This is a genomic window from Caldimonas thermodepolymerans (genome assembly GCF_015476235.1).
Taxonomy (GTDB): domain Bacteria; phylum Pseudomonadota; class Gammaproteobacteria; order Burkholderiales; family Burkholderiaceae_C; genus Caldimonas; species Caldimonas thermodepolymerans.
Window position 1 is genome coordinate 2,461,209 of the sequence record NZ_CP064338.1, and the last position, 14,127, is coordinate 2,475,335.

At 70.4% G+C, this 14,127-nt stretch carries 16 protein-coding genes; 9 read left to right on the forward strand and 7 right to left on the reverse strand.

Features of this window, described 5'->3' with window-relative positions; genetic code table 11:
* Positions 1-21: 21 nt before the first annotated feature.
* Together IS481_RS11510 and IS481_RS11515 are read right to left on the reverse strand one after the other, a co-directional pair.
* Complete coding sequence (locus IS481_RS11510; protein WP_104358519.1) at positions 22-546, reverse strand: GNAT family N-acetyltransferase; 525 nt, start codon at positions 544-546, stop codon at positions 22-24.
* 10 nt (positions 547-556) lie between these two features.
* Positions 557-2,542, reverse strand: a complete 1,986-nt coding sequence (locus tag IS481_RS11515; RefSeq protein WP_104358518.1) for a DNA topoisomerase IV subunit B — start codon at positions 2,540-2,542, stop codon at positions 557-559.
* An 85-nt stretch (positions 2,543-2,627) separates the two neighbouring features.
* On the opposite strand from IS481_RS11515, the gene IS481_RS11520 reads away from it, so the two are divergent.
* From IS481_RS11520 to IS481_RS11545, 6 genes are all read left to right on the forward strand, one after another.
* A complete protein-coding gene (locus tag IS481_RS11520; protein ID WP_104358517.1) occupies positions 2,628-3,845 on the forward strand; it encodes an MFS transporter in 1,218 nt (405 codons plus the stop codon).
* A 9-nt stretch (positions 3,846-3,854) separates the two neighbouring features.
* Positions 3,855-3,998 carry a hypothetical protein gene (locus tag IS481_RS11525; RefSeq protein WP_165908620.1) on the forward strand — a complete coding sequence of 48 codons (144 nt, stop codon included), beginning with the start codon at positions 3,855-3,857 and terminating at the stop codon, positions 3,996-3,998.
* Positions 3,999-4,080: 82 nt separating this feature from the next.
* Positions 4,081-4,641 carry a class I SAM-dependent methyltransferase gene (locus IS481_RS11530; protein ID WP_104358516.1) on the forward strand — a complete coding sequence of 187 codons (561 nt, stop codon included), beginning with the start codon at positions 4,081-4,083 and terminating at the stop codon, positions 4,639-4,641.
* A complete protein-coding gene (gene dapA / locus IS481_RS11535; protein WP_419186830.1) occupies positions 4,638-5,570 on the forward strand; it encodes a 4-hydroxy-tetrahydrodipicolinate synthase in 933 nt (310 codons plus the stop codon). The genes IS481_RS11530 and dapA overlap by 4 nt, the downstream gene beginning before the upstream one ends.
* A gap of 62 nt (positions 5,571-5,632) precedes the next feature.
* On the forward strand, positions 5,633-6,802 hold the full coding sequence (bamC, locus tag IS481_RS11540) for an outer membrane protein assembly factor BamC (RefSeq protein WP_104358514.1): 1,170 nt from the start codon (positions 5,633-5,635) through the stop codon (positions 6,800-6,802).
* A gap of 22 nt (positions 6,803-6,824) precedes the next feature.
* Positions 6,825-7,604, forward strand: a complete 780-nt coding sequence (locus IS481_RS11545; protein ID WP_194963365.1) for an MBL fold metallo-hydrolase — start codon at positions 6,825-6,827, stop codon at positions 7,602-7,604.
* Positions 7,605-7,683: 79 nt separating this feature from the next.
* Here IS481_RS11545 and IS481_RS11550 read toward each other — a convergent pair whose 3' ends face one another.
* The 3 genes from IS481_RS11550 to IS481_RS11560 all read right to left on the reverse strand — a co-directional run bounded on the left by IS481_RS11550 (position 7,684) and on the right by IS481_RS11560 (position 9,727).
* Positions 7,684-7,938 (reverse strand): hypothetical protein, encoded by a 255-nt coding sequence (locus IS481_RS11550; protein WP_104358512.1) that lies wholly within the window; start codon positions 7,936-7,938, stop codon positions 7,684-7,686.
* 146 nt (positions 7,939-8,084) lie between these two features.
* Complete coding sequence (locus IS481_RS11555) at positions 8,085-8,585, reverse strand: hypothetical protein (RefSeq protein ID WP_104358511.1); 501 nt, start codon at positions 8,583-8,585, stop codon at positions 8,085-8,087.
* 11 nt (positions 8,586-8,596) lie between these two features.
* Complete coding sequence (locus IS481_RS11560) at positions 8,597-9,727, reverse strand: cupin domain-containing protein (RefSeq protein ID WP_104358510.1); 1,131 nt, start codon at positions 9,725-9,727, stop codon at positions 8,597-8,599.
* Between the two features lie 25 nt (positions 9,728-9,752).
* Here IS481_RS11560 and IS481_RS11565 point away from each other — a divergent pair, with 25 nt between their 5' ends.
* Both IS481_RS11565 and IS481_RS11570 read left to right on the forward strand, forming a co-directional pair.
* Positions 9,753-10,274 carry an FKBP-type peptidyl-prolyl cis-trans isomerase gene (locus IS481_RS11565; RefSeq protein ID WP_104358509.1) on the forward strand — a complete coding sequence of 174 codons (522 nt, stop codon included), beginning with the start codon at positions 9,753-9,755 and terminating at the stop codon, positions 10,272-10,274.
* Between the two features lie 106 nt (positions 10,275-10,380).
* Complete coding sequence (locus IS481_RS11570; protein WP_104358508.1) at positions 10,381-11,283, forward strand: DMT family transporter; 903 nt, start codon at positions 10,381-10,383, stop codon at positions 11,281-11,283.
* Between the two features lie 16 nt (positions 11,284-11,299).
* Here the strand turns inward: IS481_RS11570 and dut are convergent, their stop codons facing one another.
* Positions 11,300-11,761: a dUTP diphosphatase gene (gene dut / locus IS481_RS11575; RefSeq protein WP_104358507.1), complete on the reverse strand. Its 462-nt coding sequence runs from the start codon at positions 11,759-11,761 to the stop codon at positions 11,300-11,302.
* 14 nt (positions 11,762-11,775) lie between these two features.
* Positions 11,776-13,020: a bifunctional phosphopantothenoylcysteine decarboxylase/phosphopantothenate--cysteine ligase CoaBC gene (gene coaBC / locus IS481_RS11580; protein ID WP_104358506.1), complete on the reverse strand. Its 1,245-nt coding sequence runs from the start codon at positions 13,018-13,020 to the stop codon at positions 11,776-11,778.
* A gap of 584 nt (positions 13,021-13,604) precedes the next feature.
* Here coaBC and IS481_RS11585 point away from each other — a divergent pair.
* A complete protein-coding gene (locus IS481_RS11585; protein ID WP_194963366.1) occupies positions 13,605-14,117 on the forward strand; it encodes a GbsR/MarR family transcriptional regulator in 513 nt (170 codons plus the stop codon).
* Positions 14,118-14,127: the final 10 nt, after the last annotated feature.

The following is a 14,127-nucleotide window of genomic DNA, read 5'->3' on the forward strand; positions in this document are numbered from 1 at the left end:
TCAGTCCGGTGTTGCTCGCCTTCAGGCGTCCTCCAGGCTCGCACGGCGGCGCTCGGCGTATTCGCGGTCGAGCAGCGACATCACCACCAGCGATTCGTAGCCGCCCTCGGTGCGCACGCATTCGCGCAGCCGCCCTTCCTCGACGAAGCCTTCCTTGTCGTACAGGGCCTTGGCGCGCACGTTGTGCACCTTCACGTCCAGCCAGAAGCGGTGCGCGCCGAGGTCCTCGAAGGCGATCTTCTTGAGCAGCCGCAGGCAGGCGCGTCCCAGGCCCTCGCCCTTGCGCTGGATCACCATGCGCTTGAGCTCGATGGAGCGGTGCGGGCTGCGGCAGCCCACCAGGATCACGAAGCCGGCCGGCTCGGCGCTGTCGCCCGCCTCGACGATGAAGTGCCGGAAATCCGGGAAGCGCACCGCGGCCTCGTGCTGGGTGCGCTCCCACGGGGTGATGGCGGGCCGGTTGACGGGATCGTTCTCGACCGTGAGCACGTAGTCCAGGTCGTCGACCAGCGTCGGCCGCAGCCGGATGCGGGCGTTGCCGATCATGCCGGCGCCGTCAGATGTCGACCTCCACGGCATCGCCGTGGAGTTCCATCAGTTCGCGGCGCGCGGCCGCCTCGCCCTTGCCCATCAGCTTGGCCAGCTGCTGCTCGGTGCGCGCGAAGTCCAGCTTGCCGTAGCCGACCTGCAGCAGCCGGCGCGTGTCCGGGTTCAGCGTGGTCTCCCACAGCTGCTCGGCGCTCATCTCGCCCAGGCCCTTGAAGCGGCTGATGGTCCAGGAGCCTTCGCGGCAGCCCTCCTTGCGCAGCTTGTCCAGCGTGGCGGTGAGCTCGCCCTCGTCGAGCGCATAGATCTTGGCCGCCGGCTTCTTGCCGCGCGCCGGCGCGTCGATGCGGAACAGCGGCGGCTTGGCGATGTAGACGTGGCCGCGCTCGATCAGCTTGGGGAAGTGCCGGAAGAAGAGCGTCAGCAGCAGCACCTGGATGTGCGAGCCGTCGACGTCGGCGTCCGAGAGGATGCAGATCTTGCCGTAGCGCAGCCCGGAGAGGTCCGGCTCGTCGTTCGGCCCGTGCGGGTCGACGCCGATCGCCACCGCGATGTCATGGATCTCGTTGTTGGCGAACAGCCGGTCGCGCTCGACCTCCCAGGCGTTGAGCACCTTGCCGCGCAGCGGCAGGACGGCCTGGGTCTCCTTGTCGCGGCCCATCTTGGCACTGCCGCCGGCCGAGTCGCCTTCGACCAGGAACACCTCGTTGACCGAGATGTCGCGGCTCTCGCAGTCGGTCAGCTTGCCGGGCAGCACCGCCACGCCCGAGCCCTTCTTCTTCTCGACCTTCTGGCCGGCGCGCTGGCGCGCCTGGGCCTGCTTGATGACCAGCTCGGCGAGCCGCTTGCCGACCTCGACATGCTGGTTCAGCCACAGCTCCATCGCCGGCCTCACGTAGGTCGACACCAGGCGCAGCGCGTCGCGGCTGTTCAGGCGCTCCTTGGTCTGGCCCTGGAACTGCGGGTCCAGCACCTTGGCCGAGAGCACGAAGCTGGCGCGCGAGAACACGTCCTCGGGCATCAGCTTGACGCCCTTGGGCAGCAGCGAGTGCAGCTCGATGAACCCCTTGACCGCACCGAACATGCCGTCCTTCAGGCCCGCCTCGTGCGTGCCGCCGGCCACCGTCGGGATCAGGTTGACGTAGCTCTCGCGCACCGGCGAACCGTCCTCGGTGAAGGCCACGCACCAGGCCGCGCCCTCGCCTTCGGCGAAGTTCTCGGTCTCGCCCTCCTCGGCGTAGTGCTCGCCCTCGAACAGCGGGATCACCGGGTCGGCCGACAGGGTCTGCATCAGGTAGTCGCGCAGGCCGCCCTTGTAGAGCCAGGTCTGGGTCTCGCCGCTCCTCTCCCAGGTCAGCGTCACCTCGACGCCGGGCATCAGCACCGCCTTGCTGCGCAGCAGGTGCACCAGCTCGTGCCTGGGCAGGTCGGCGCTCTCGAAATACTTCGCATCCGGCCACACCCGCACCGTGGTGCCGGACCTGCGGTCGCCCGGGTCGGCCTTGCGCTTCTTCAGCGGCTCGACCACGTCGCCGCCGCTGAACACCATGCTGGCGACCTGGCCATCGCGCCAGACCGACACTTCCAGGCGCTTGGACAGTGCGTTGGTCACGCTCACGCCCACGCCGTGCAGGCCGCCGGAGAAGCTGTAGGCGCCGCCTGCGCCCTTGTCGAACTTGCCGCCGGCGTGCAGCCGGGTGAACACGATCTCGACCACCGGCACCTTTTCCTCGGGGTGCAGGCCCACCGGGATGCCGCGGCCGTCGTCCTCGACGCTGACGGAGCCGTCGGTGTGCACCGTCACCGCGATGCGCCGCCCGTAGCCGGCCAGCGCCTCGTCGGCGGCGTTGTCGATCACCTCCTGCACGATGTGCAGCGGGTTGTCGGTACGGGTGTACATGCCCGGGCGCTGCTTGACCGGTTCCAGGCCCTTCAGCACGCGGATCGACGCCTCGCCGTAGCCGGCGTCGCGTTTCGAACTCGGTTTGGTCGCCATGGCGGCGGATTCTAGGCGCCTCGTCGGCCGCTCCGTCGCCCCCGTTCCGGCAAAACAGTGCAGGTTTCGCTACAGTCACCGCATCATGCAGTCCTCCCCCCCTCCCAAGCTCTCGATGGTCCAGGTGCTGGTGTGCAGCGCCCTGATCGTCACCCTGTCGATGGGCATCCGTCACGGTTTCGGCCTGTGGCTGCAGCCGATCACGATGGACCGCGGCTGGAACCGCGAAACCTTCGCCTTCGCGATGGCGGTGCAGAACCTGATGTGGGGCGTGGCCGGTCCGTTCGCCGGCATGCTGGCCGACCGTTTCGGGGCATTCCGGGTGCTGATCGTCGGCACGCTGCTGTACGCCGGCGGCCTGGTGCTGATGGCGCTGGCGACTTCCGGACTGGCATTCACCGGCAGCGCCGGGGTGCTGATCGGCATGGCGCAGGCCGGCACCACCTACGCGATCATCTACGGCGTCATCGGGCGCAACGTCGCGCCGGAGAAGCGCTCCTGGGCCATGGGGGTGGCGGCAGCCGCCGGCTCGTTCGGGCAGTTCCTGATGGTGCCGGTGGAGAACTGGCTGATCGGCGGCTTCGGCTGGCAGAACGCGCTGTTCATCCTGGGCTGCCTGGCGCTGGCGATCATCCCGCTGTCCTGGGGGCTGAAGGAGCCCAAGGTCGCGGCCGCGGCCGGGGGAGTGCAACAGAGCATCGGCCAGGCGCTGCGCGAGGCCTTCACCTACCCGAGCTTCCAGCTGCTGACGGCCGGCTACTTCGTCTGCGGCTTCCAGGTGGTGTTCATCGGCGTGCACATGCCCAGCTACCTGAAGGACCAGGGCCTGGCACCGGAGGTCGCCACCTACGCGCTGGCCCTGATCGGCCTGTTCAACGTGTTCGGCACCTACATCGCCGGCGTGCTCGGACAGCGGCTGCAGAAGCGCCACATCCTCGCGAGCATCTATTTCCTGCGCTCGGTGGCGATCGTGATCTTCCTGTTCGTCCCGCTGTCGCCGGCCAGCGTCTACGTCTTCTCGTCCGTCATCGGCCTGCTGTGGCTGTCCACCGTGCCGCCGACCAACGCGGTGGTCGCGCAGATCTTCGGGGTGCGCTACCTCTCGATGCTGGGCGGCTTCGTGTTCCTGTCGCACCAGATCGGCTCGTTCCTGGGCGTGTGGCTGGGCGGCAAGCTGTACGACAGCACCGGCAGCTACGACGTGGTCTGGTGGCTGGCCGTGGCGCTGGGCGTGTTCGCCGCGCTGGTGAATCTCCCCGTGCGGGAAAGCGCCATTTCGCGTCCGGCGCAGGCCGCGGCATGATGGCAGGCCATGGACACGCCCCGCTCCACCCCGTTGTGGCTGCGCGCCCTGCTGTGGGCGCTGGCGCTGGCGGCGCTGGCTGCCGTCTTCATGTGGTACCAGCAGCCCGACCTGATGGTCGAGATCGCCAACCAGATCTGGAGTTGCTTCTGAGCCTGCCCGCCCGTTCCGTCGCGGCACGCCCGTGCCGCCCTGCCGCCTGCCCCGGGGCAAGCGCCCTGCGCGGAGGCCGGCGATGAGCGCCCCGATCCCCCACGCCAGCCAGGCGCCCTCGCCCTGGGTGCAGCGCTACGGCCACCTGGTCCCGGCCGGCGCCACCGTGCTGGACGTGGCGTGCGGCGCGGGCCGGCACGTGCGCTGGTTCGCCGCGCGCGGTTGCCGCGTCACCGCGCTGGACCGCGACGCCGCCGCCGTCGCGCCGCTCGCGGACTGCGCCGAGGTCGTCGTGGCCGACATCGAGCAGGGCCCCTGGCCGCTCGGCGAGCGCCGTTTCGACGCGGTGGTCGTCACCAACTACCTGTGGCGGCGGCTGCTGCCCCTGCTGGTCGAGCGGGTCGCCCCGGGCGGCGTGCTGATCTACGAGACCTTCGCGGTCGGCAACGAAACGGTCGGCCGGCCGTCGCGGCCGGATTTCCTGCTGCGTCCGGGCGAGCTGCTGCAGGCGGTCCAGGGCCGGCTGCGCCCGGTGGCCTACGAGGACGGATTCCTCGACGCGCCGCCGCGCTACGTGCAGCGCCTGGTCGCGGTCCACGAGCGGGCGGACGTCGCCGCGCCCCGTTACCGGCTGCCCGGATGAGCCTCCGGGCACGAGTAAAATCCCCAGATTCCAAGGAACCAGGACCCATGACTCCGATTGTTGGCAGCATCGTCGCGCTCGTGACGCCGATGCACGAAGACGGCAGTGTCGACTACGACACCCTGCGCGCACTGATCGACTGGCACATCGCCGAAGGCACCAACTGCATCGGCGTGGTCGGCACGACCGGCGAGTCGCCGACGGTCACCGTCGAGGAGCAGGCGGAGATCATCCGCGCCGCGGTGGAACACGCCAAGGGCCGCGTGCCGATCATGGCCGGCGCCGGCGCCAACTCCACCGCCGAGGCCATCGAGCTGTCGCGCTACGCCAAGCAGGTCGGCGCGGACTGCACGCTGCAGGTGGTGCCCTACTACAACAAGCCCACCCAGGAAGGCCAGTACCAGCACTTCCGCACCATCGCCGAGAAGGTCGACATCCCGATGGTGCTGTACAACGTGCCGGGCCGCACCTCGGCCGACCTGCAGCACGACACCGTGCTGCGCCTGGCGCAGGTGCCGGGCATCGTCGGCATCAAGGAAGCCACCGGCAACATCGAGCGTGCGGCCTGGCTGATCAAGCAGGCCCCCAAGGGCTTCTCGATCTATTCCGGTGACGACGCGACCGCGGTCGCCCTCATGCTGCTCGGCGGCCATGGCAACGTCAGCGTCACCGCCAACGTGGCCCCGCGCGCGATGAGCGAGCTGTGCCGCGCCGCCCTGGCCGGCGACGCCAAGCGCGCCGCCGAGCTGCACCTGCAGCTGCTGCCGCTGCACAAGCTGCTGTTCGTCGAACCGAACCCGATTCCCGTGAAATGGGCGCTGGCCCGCATGGGCAGGATCGGCGGCGCACTGCGCCTGCCGCTGGTGCCGCTGTCCGCCCCCCACCACGCCGCGCTGGAACAAGCCCTGCGCGAAGCGAATCTGATCTGAGCGCCGCGCGCGGCGGCCTGGCAGGCACGGCCGCGCCGGCATCCCCTCAGCTCGAAACGGAGATGTCTTCTGTGAATGCGCCCCTGTACCGGCTGGCAGCACCCGCGACCCGGCTGACTGCGCTGGCCCTTGCCGCCGCGCTGGCCGGCTGCTCGTCCCTCGGTTCCATGCTCGAGGGCGACAAGGTCGATTACCGCTCCGGCGGCGCCAAGACGGCGCGTCTGGAAGTGCCGCCCGACCTCACCCAGCTGGCCCGTGACCCGCGCTACCAGGTGCCCGGCAGCGGCTCGGTCAGCGCGACCGTTTACCAGCAGCAGGTCGCCGCCGCGCCGGCGGCCGCCGCGGCCACCCCGGTGGCGCCGGACGCGGTCGGCGACGTGCGCATCGAACGCGCCGGCAACCAGCGCTGGCTGGTCACCTCGCAGACGCCCGAGCAGCTCTGGCCGCAGCTGAAGGAGTTCTGGGAGGAACTCGGCTTCAACCTGACGACCGACTCGCAGGACACCGGCGTCATGGAGACCGACTGGGCCGAGAACCGCGCCAAGCTGCCGATGGACATCATCCGCCGCACGGTCGGCCGGGTGCTGGACTCGCTCTACTCCACCGGCGAGATGGACCGCTTCCGCACGCGCGTCGAGCGCACCGCGGGCGGCACCGAGATCTTCATCAGCCACCGGCGGATGGAAGAGGTCTACACCAACCAGCTGCAGGACCAGACCCGCTGGCAACCCGCGCCGGCCGATCCGGAACTGGAAGCGCAGATCCTGGCCCGCCTGATGGTCAAGCTGGGCGCGGCCAAGGAAACCAAGGACGCCGAAGCCGCCGTGGCGGCGGCCCCGGCCGCACCCGAGCGAGCCCGCGTCGTCTCGGCCGATGGCCAGCCTGCGGTGCAGGTGGACGACGGCTTCGACCGCGCCTGGCGGCGCGTCGGCCTGTCGCTGGACCGCGCCGGCTTCACGGTCGAGGACCGCGACCGCGCCCAAGGCCTGTACTTCGTCCGCTACGTCCAGCCCTCGCCCGAGGACGGCCGCCGTGAACCAGGCCTGCTGACGCGCTGGTTCGGCATCGGCGGCAAGGCCGAGGACATCGCCCCGGCGCGCTACCGCATCGCCGTGCGCGGCGACGGCGAGCAGCGCACCCTCGTGTCGGTGCAGAACGCCCAGGGCGCGCCCGAGACCGGAGCCGTGGCGCAGCGCATCGTCCAGCTGCTGGCCGAAGACCTCAAGCGCTGACCTCCCCCGCTGCCGGCCGATGATCCGCTTCTGCAGCCTGGGCAGCGGCAGCACCGGCAACGCCACGCTGATCGAGGCCAGCAGCGGCACCGGCCCGGCCACCCGGCTGCTGGTGGACTGCGGCTTCTCGCTGCGCGAGCTCGAAGCCCGGCTGGCCCGCGCCGGCGTGGCCGCCACCGAGCTGTCCGGCGTGTTCATCACCCACGAGCACGGCGACCACGTCGGCTGCGCGCTGACCCTGACGCGCCGCCACCGCGTGCCGCTCTACACCAGCCGCGGCACCTGGCAGGCGATCGGCGCGCCCGAGGAGGCCGGCCTTCCGGTGCATTTCGTGCACGACGGCCTGCCCGTCGATCTGGGCGAGCTGGCCATCACGCCCTACACCGTGCCGCATGACGCGCGCGAGCCGCTGCAGCTGACCTGCACCGACGGCGACGCCAAGCTCGGGCTGCTCACCGATGCCGGCTGTGCCACCGCGCACCTGCTGGCGCAGCTGCAGGCCTGCACTGCGCTGCTGCTGGAATGCAACCACGACCTGCAGATGCTGCAGGCCTCGCGCTACCCGGCCTCGCTGAAGGCGCGCATCGCCGGGCGCCTGGGGCACCTGTCCAACGACACGGCCGCGCAGATCCTGGCCGCCTGCGGCCATGACGGCCTGCGCCACGTCGTGGCCGCGCACCTGAGCGAGCAGAACAACACCCCGGCGCAGGCAGCCCGGGCGCTGGCGACGGCGCTGGATTGCGCGGCGGACGAGATCGTGGTCGCCGGGCCGCTCGACGGTTTTTCCTGGCTGCGCGCCTGATAATCCGCTTAACGTTCGTAACAAAAAGGCAACAAAAAAGCCGCCCGCAGGCGGCTTTTCACGAGTGGCCTCGAACCGATCAGTTGGAGGCGGGCTCTTCGGCGGCCGGAGCAGCGTCGGAAGCGGCTTCCTCGGCGGGCTGTGCGGCTTCGGCCGGCTGCTCGCCAGCGGGCTGCTCGGCCGGTTGCTCGGCCGGCTGCTCGGCAGGTTGTTCCGCGGGAGCCGGAGCCGGGGCCTCGACGGCCGGAGCAGGAGCCGGTTCTTCCTTCTTGCCGCAGGCGGCCAGGGCCATGGCGGCAGCGATCACGGACGTCAACAGAAGCGACTTGTTCATTCCTTATTCCTCAGTAAGTTTTTTCGACCAATCACCGGTGTTCGGCAGAACCCTGATGAACTGAGTCCCAGCCGAGCGCAAAATGTTCAGTTTCACGTGACCATTTCCACGCTAATCGAAAATTATATCCCCGGGAAAACCAGAATTCACAGCCCAAGTGTGTAGACAGGAAACGCATCGGTGCCTTGGTGCCACAGCTCGTCCAGCGCCTCGGCGGCCCTGAGCATCGACGCGGCCCGGTTCTCCGCCACCCCGCGGTACAGCCGGTCATCCAGCAACCGCACCCCGTGCAACCCCGGTGCGAGCCACGCACGCGGCACCTGCTCGGGGCGCAGGTTCTCGATCGACCGGCACTCGACGATGTGCGCCCAGTCACGGCGCCAGTTCACCCAGCGCGCATGCCGCCGCACGATCTCGTCGAAGTGGAGCGCCAGCACCCGCAGCCGCCGGTGGCTGTGCGCCCAGCGCGCGAGGCTGTCCACCACCGCCCGCTCGCCCAGCGGCCAGTCGGCGTAGTCGACGTCGCACAACCAGATCTCGCGGGCCCCCTGCGTGGCCGCCAGCTCGAAGGCGGCACGCAGCTCGTCCTGGAACTGTGAACGCGACTCGAACCGACGGTAGACGTCGGTGCCGGAAGTGGGGTCCATGGTCAGCTCCTTCAGGAGGGGTCCAGGGCGTGCAGCCAGCCGTCATCGGCCCACTGCTCGAGCAGCTGGCGCGCGCCGTCGCTCAGGCGGGCCACCTCGGCCGCGCCGAGCTCGCGGCGGTCCGCCAGCCGGCGCATCAGCACCGCGTCGCGCCCGCCGGCACGATACGACTCGCCGTTGATGAACACGTGACGCGCGTCATACATCATGCGGGTGCGCCGGTCCAGGCGCACGCCGCCGGAGAGGTCCGCCGCCTCCCGCGCTGCGGCACCGTCGAACCAGACATGCGGCTTGGGCTCGGTCAGGTACTCGCCCAGCGCGCAGTCCAGCGCCGTGCGGTCGCCCAGCAGCCGTGCAATGGCCCGCTCGGCATGGTCGCGCAGCGGCGGCGGGATCAGCCCGGGCGTCCCGGTGGCCGGCTGGCCGGGATCCCGGTACAGCACCTCGTCCTCCTCCTGCGCTTCCAGCATGCGCACGAGCACCTCGCGCGCCAGCTCGCTGCGGCGCGGCGAGCGGAAGCCCACCGAGTAGGTCATGCACTCGCCCTCGGCGATGCCGTCGTGCGCCCAGCGCGGCGGCAGGTACAGCATGTCGCCCGGCTCGAGCACCCATTCCTCCTCGGGCTCGAAGTTGGCGAGGATCTTCAGTGGCACGCCGGGCACCAGCTGCGGGTCGTCCAGCCGGCCGATGCGCCAGCGCCGCCGGCCGTGCACCTGCAGCAGGAACACATCGTAGGTATCGAAGTGCGGGCCGACGCCGCCGCCGTCGGTGGCGTAGGAGATCATCAGGTCGTCCAGCCTCGCGTCCGGCACGAAGCGGAACTGCTGCATCAGCGCGTGCACCGCGTCCACCTGCAGGTCCACGCCCTGCACCAGCACCGTCCAGCCCGGACGCGACAGCGGTGGCAGCGCGCGGCGCGGCAACGGCCCGTGGCGCAGCGTCCAGCCGCGCTCGCCGTGCACGATCAGGCGGGATTCGACGTCGTCGCGCCCGGCCAGCTCGAAGAGCTCGGCGCGCGACACCAGCGGCTCGAGGCCCGGGACGGCCTGGCGGATCAGCAGGGGTTTCTTGTGCCAGTGGCGACGCATGAACTGCGCGGGAGTCAGACCCCCGAGCAGGGAAAGCTTCTTGTCGATGTCCATGAAGGCATTGTGCGATGATTGCCTGATGTTGATCGCGAATCCTTGCGTCGTCAGCCTCACCTGGCGACTCGAAGACACCCTGGGCCGCCTGATCGACGAGCTCACCGAGCCGGTCGAGTTCTTCTACGGCGGAGACGACCTGCTGGCCAAGGTCGAGGAAGTGCTGGAAGGCCAGACCGTCGGCTTCGAAGCCCGCCTGCACCTCGAACCCGAACACGCCTTCGGCGACTACCGCCCCGAACTCGTGTTCTTCGAGGAGCGCCGCATCTTCCCGGAACACATCGAGCCGGGCATGCAGTTCGACGGCGTGCCCGAGGGCGCCACCACCCAGGGCATGCCCAACGACGTGATCTACACGGTCACCGAGGTCTACGACAGCCACGTGGTGCTCGACGGCAACCATCCGCTGGCCGGCATCGCGCTGCGCCTGCTGCTCAAGGTGCGCGACGTGCGCGAAGCCACCCCCGAGGAGATCACCAACCGCTCGGTCGGCCAGCCGGTCTTCACCGTGCTGAACAGCGCGCCGCCCGGCACCTCGGTGCACTGACCGGCACCCGCGGCCGGTCCCGCACCGGTCGCAGCGACATCAGCCCCCCGCCCCGCCGCAGCCCGCTGCGCCCCGCGCGGCGGTTCCTTTTCCCGGAGTTGCCGACATGCCGAGTACGCCGCGTGCTCGCCCCGAGCTCTATGCCCTGAGCGCCGCCATCCTGAACGGCACGCTCGGTTCGTGGAACCGCCTTGCGTTCCGGGGCGGGGCCTCGTACCACGAGATCGCGTTCCTGAAGTGCTTCTTCGCCTTCCTGGTCGTGCTCGCGCTGTGCGCCGTCGATCCCGGCCGGCGGCGGCAGGTCGTGGCGCTGCGCCACCAGGCGCCGCGGCTGGCGGTGCTGGCCTTCCTCGGCATGTTCAGCCTGTACTACCTGGAAACCTGGGCCTTCAAGGAGGCCAGCATCCCGCTGGCGTCGTTCCTCACCTATGCGGCCGGCGGGGTCACGATCCTGCTGTCGGCCCTGTGCCTGGGAGAACGCATCGGGCTGTTCCGCGCGCTGGCCTTCGGGCTGATCGTCGGCGGCGTCTGGATGATCTTTTCGCACGAGGCGGATGTCTCGGGCAGCCCGCTGGGCATCGCGCTGGCGCTGCTGGCCGGCCTCGGCTACGCGCTGTTCATCTTCGTCTCCAAGCTGTGGCGCATGGGCAGCGGGCTGGCGCACCTGGCATGGTTGTTCGGGCTGGGCAGCCTGTACCTGCTGGTGCCGGTGCTGCTCGAGGGCTTCTCCTGGCCCGGCCTGCAGGCCGGGGCCGCGATCGCCGGGATGGTGCTGCTGCCGACCATCGGCGGCTTCTACTTCACGACCCGCGCGGTGCACACCGGCCCAGCCAGCAGCGTGCAGATCATCGAGACCAGCGACCCGCTGTTCGCCACGCTGTTTGCCTTCGCGCTGTTCGGCGACCGCCTCACCCCCGCAGGCTGGGCCGGCGCGGCCTGCATCATGGCCGGCCTGCTGCTGGCGCTCAGGCGCGTGCCCTCAGCGCTGCCCCGCCCGGCGCACGGCTGAGGCGCGCCGCGCGCGCTCAGAGCCGCCCGGTGCTGCCGAAGCCGCCTTCGCCGCGCGCGGTGGTGGTGGAGAAGTTGTCGACGAACTGCAGGCCCACCTGCACCACCGGCTGGAACATCAGCTGGGCGATGCGCTCGCCCGGCTCGATGGTGAAGGGCTGCTCGCCGTCATTGGCCAGGATCACGCCGATCTCGCCGTGGTAGTCGGCGTCGATCACGCCGATGCCCTGCGCGACGCGGATGCCGTGCTTGAGCGACAGGCCCGAGCGCGACGCGACGATCGCGACCAGCCCCGGGTCCATCATGTTGATCGCCAGGCCCGTCTTGACCAGCGCGCGCTGGCCGGGCGCCAGCACCAGCGGCTCCTCCAGGCAGGCGCGCAGGTCCATCGCGGCGGCGCCGTCGGTGGCATAGGTCGGCAGCGGGATGCGGGTGCCCAGCAGCGGGTTGACGATGCGGGCCTCGATGCGTCGGAGCATGGAACGGGTCTTCTTCAGGCAGAGTGGGGAGCGATGCGCGCGGCGATCTCGCGCACCAGTTCGCGCGCCAGCGTGAGCTTGTCCGCGGTGGAGCCGTCGGCCGGCAGCGGGCGGTGCCCCTGCGCGTCGACGATCAGCAGGGCGTTGTCGTCGCGGCCGAAGGTGGCCGGGCCCAGGTTGCCGACGACCAGCGGCACCTTCTTGCGCTCCAGCTTGGCGCGCGCGTGGGCGAGCAGGTTCTCGCTCTCGGCGGCGAAGCCGACGCAGTACGGGCGGTCGGGCAGCGCCGCGACGGTGGCGAGGATGTCCGGGTTCTCGACCAGCTCGAAGGTCGGCGCGAGCTTCTTGCCTTCCTTCTTGATCTTGTGTTCGGACAGCGTCGCCGGCCGCCAGTCGGCCACCGCGGCGGTGGCGACGAACACGTCGTGCTGCGGCGCGCGCGGCAGCACCGCCTCCAGCATCTGCCGGGCGCTGCGCACGTCCACGCGCGTGACGCCGCGCGGCGTGGGCAGCGCCACCGGGCCGGCCACCAGCGTGACCTCGGCGCCGGCCTCGCGTGCCGCGCGCGCGATCGCGAAGCCCATCTTGCCACTGGACAGGTTGGTGATGCCGCGCACCGGGTCGATCGCCTCGAAGGTCGGCCCGGCCGTGACCAGCACGCGCTTGCCCGCCAGCGCCTTGGGCTGGAAGGCCGCGACGATCTCCTCGAACAGGTCGGCCGGCTCCAGCATGCGGCCGTCGCCGACCTCGCCGCAGGCCTGGTCGCCCCGGTCCGGGCCCAGCACGATCGCGCCGTCGGCGATCACCTGCGCGACGTTGCGTTGCGTGGCCGGGTGCGCCCACATCTCGCGGTTCATCGCCGGGGCGACCAGCAGCGGGCAGCGCCCCTCGGCTGCACCCCAGGGCCGCGCCAGGCAGGTCAGGCTCAGCAGGTCGTCCGCGCGGCCGTGCGCCAGCCTCGCGATGCAGTCGGCGCTGGCCGGCGCGATCACGATGGCGTCGGCCCCGCGCGTCAGGTTGATGTGCGCCATGTTGTTGGGCTCGCGCGCATCCCACTGGTCGGTGTAGACCGGGTGGCCCGACAGCGCCTGCATCGTCACCGGGGTGATGAACTGCTGCGCCGCCTCGGTCATCACCACCTGCACGCTGGCGCCCGCCTTGGTCAGCAGGCGCACCAGCTCGGCGCTCTTGTAGCAGGCGATTCCTCCGCTCAGGCCGAGCACGATGCGCCGGCCCTGCAGCTCCAGCCCGCAGCTCATCGCGCCTCGCGGCAGGCGGGGTGACGCTGCCCGCGGCACGGGGCGACGGGGACCGGAAGACGACGGCGCGATGGAGTCATGGCACTTCCCTTCGGGGCAAGACGAAAAGTTCGCCGGATTATCGCGGCAGACCGGACGCCGGCTCGTCGACGAGCGGTTGCCACAAGTCCTGCGCACGCAGTCCCCCGGGGCACTGGAGCGCCCCGGTCGAGGGCTTCGTGCGGCAGCCCGGCCGGCCAGGGACGCACCATCGCCTGCGGCGGCCCTGCCCGGGCGGCACGGCGCCCTCCGGCGGCCGGCAGCAGCGCGCGGCGCACGCGGGAGGCGACAGGAACACGGGACCGGGACATCGCTGGCAGCGAGGCAGGGGCAACGGTCGATTATCGGCAGCCGGCCCGGCCGGCAGGGGGAACCGCCGCGGCATCCGCCTGCGGCACAGGGAAATCCGAGTGAATCACCTGGTCATTCTGTAATTTCAGAATTTCTTGAAATTTCAGACTATACTTGATGCAACGCAATTCCAGGAGTCTTCCGTGAGCACGTTGTCGCCGCTCGTCCGCAGCTTCGTGTCGCACTTCGGCGAGATGGGCAGCCGCTGGGGCATCAACCGCACCGTCGGCCAGATCTATGCGCTGATCTTCGTCTCCCCCGAACCGCTCAACGCCGAGCAGATCGCCGAGCAGCTGGAGTTCTCGCGCTCCAACGTCAGCATGGGGCTGAAGGAGCTGCAGGCCTGGCGTCTGGTGCGGCTGCGGCACCTGCCGGGCGACCGGCGCGAGTATTTCGAGGCCCCCACCGACGCGTGGGAAATCTTCCGCACGCTGGCCGAGGAACGGCGCCGGCGCGAGATCGAGCCGACGCTGTCGATGCTGCGCAACGCGCTGCTGGAGACCCCCTCCACCGAGGAAGACCGCATCGCGCAGGAGCGCATGAAGGGCATGCACGACCTGATCGAGCTGATGCTCACCTGGTTCGACGACGTGCAGCGCCTGGACGCCCAGACCCTGTCGCAGCTGATGCGCATGGGCTCCAAGGTGCAGAAGGTGCTCGAGTTCACCGGCAAGGTGAAGGCCCTGCCCGGCGGCAAGGTGCATTGAGGAGGCCGCC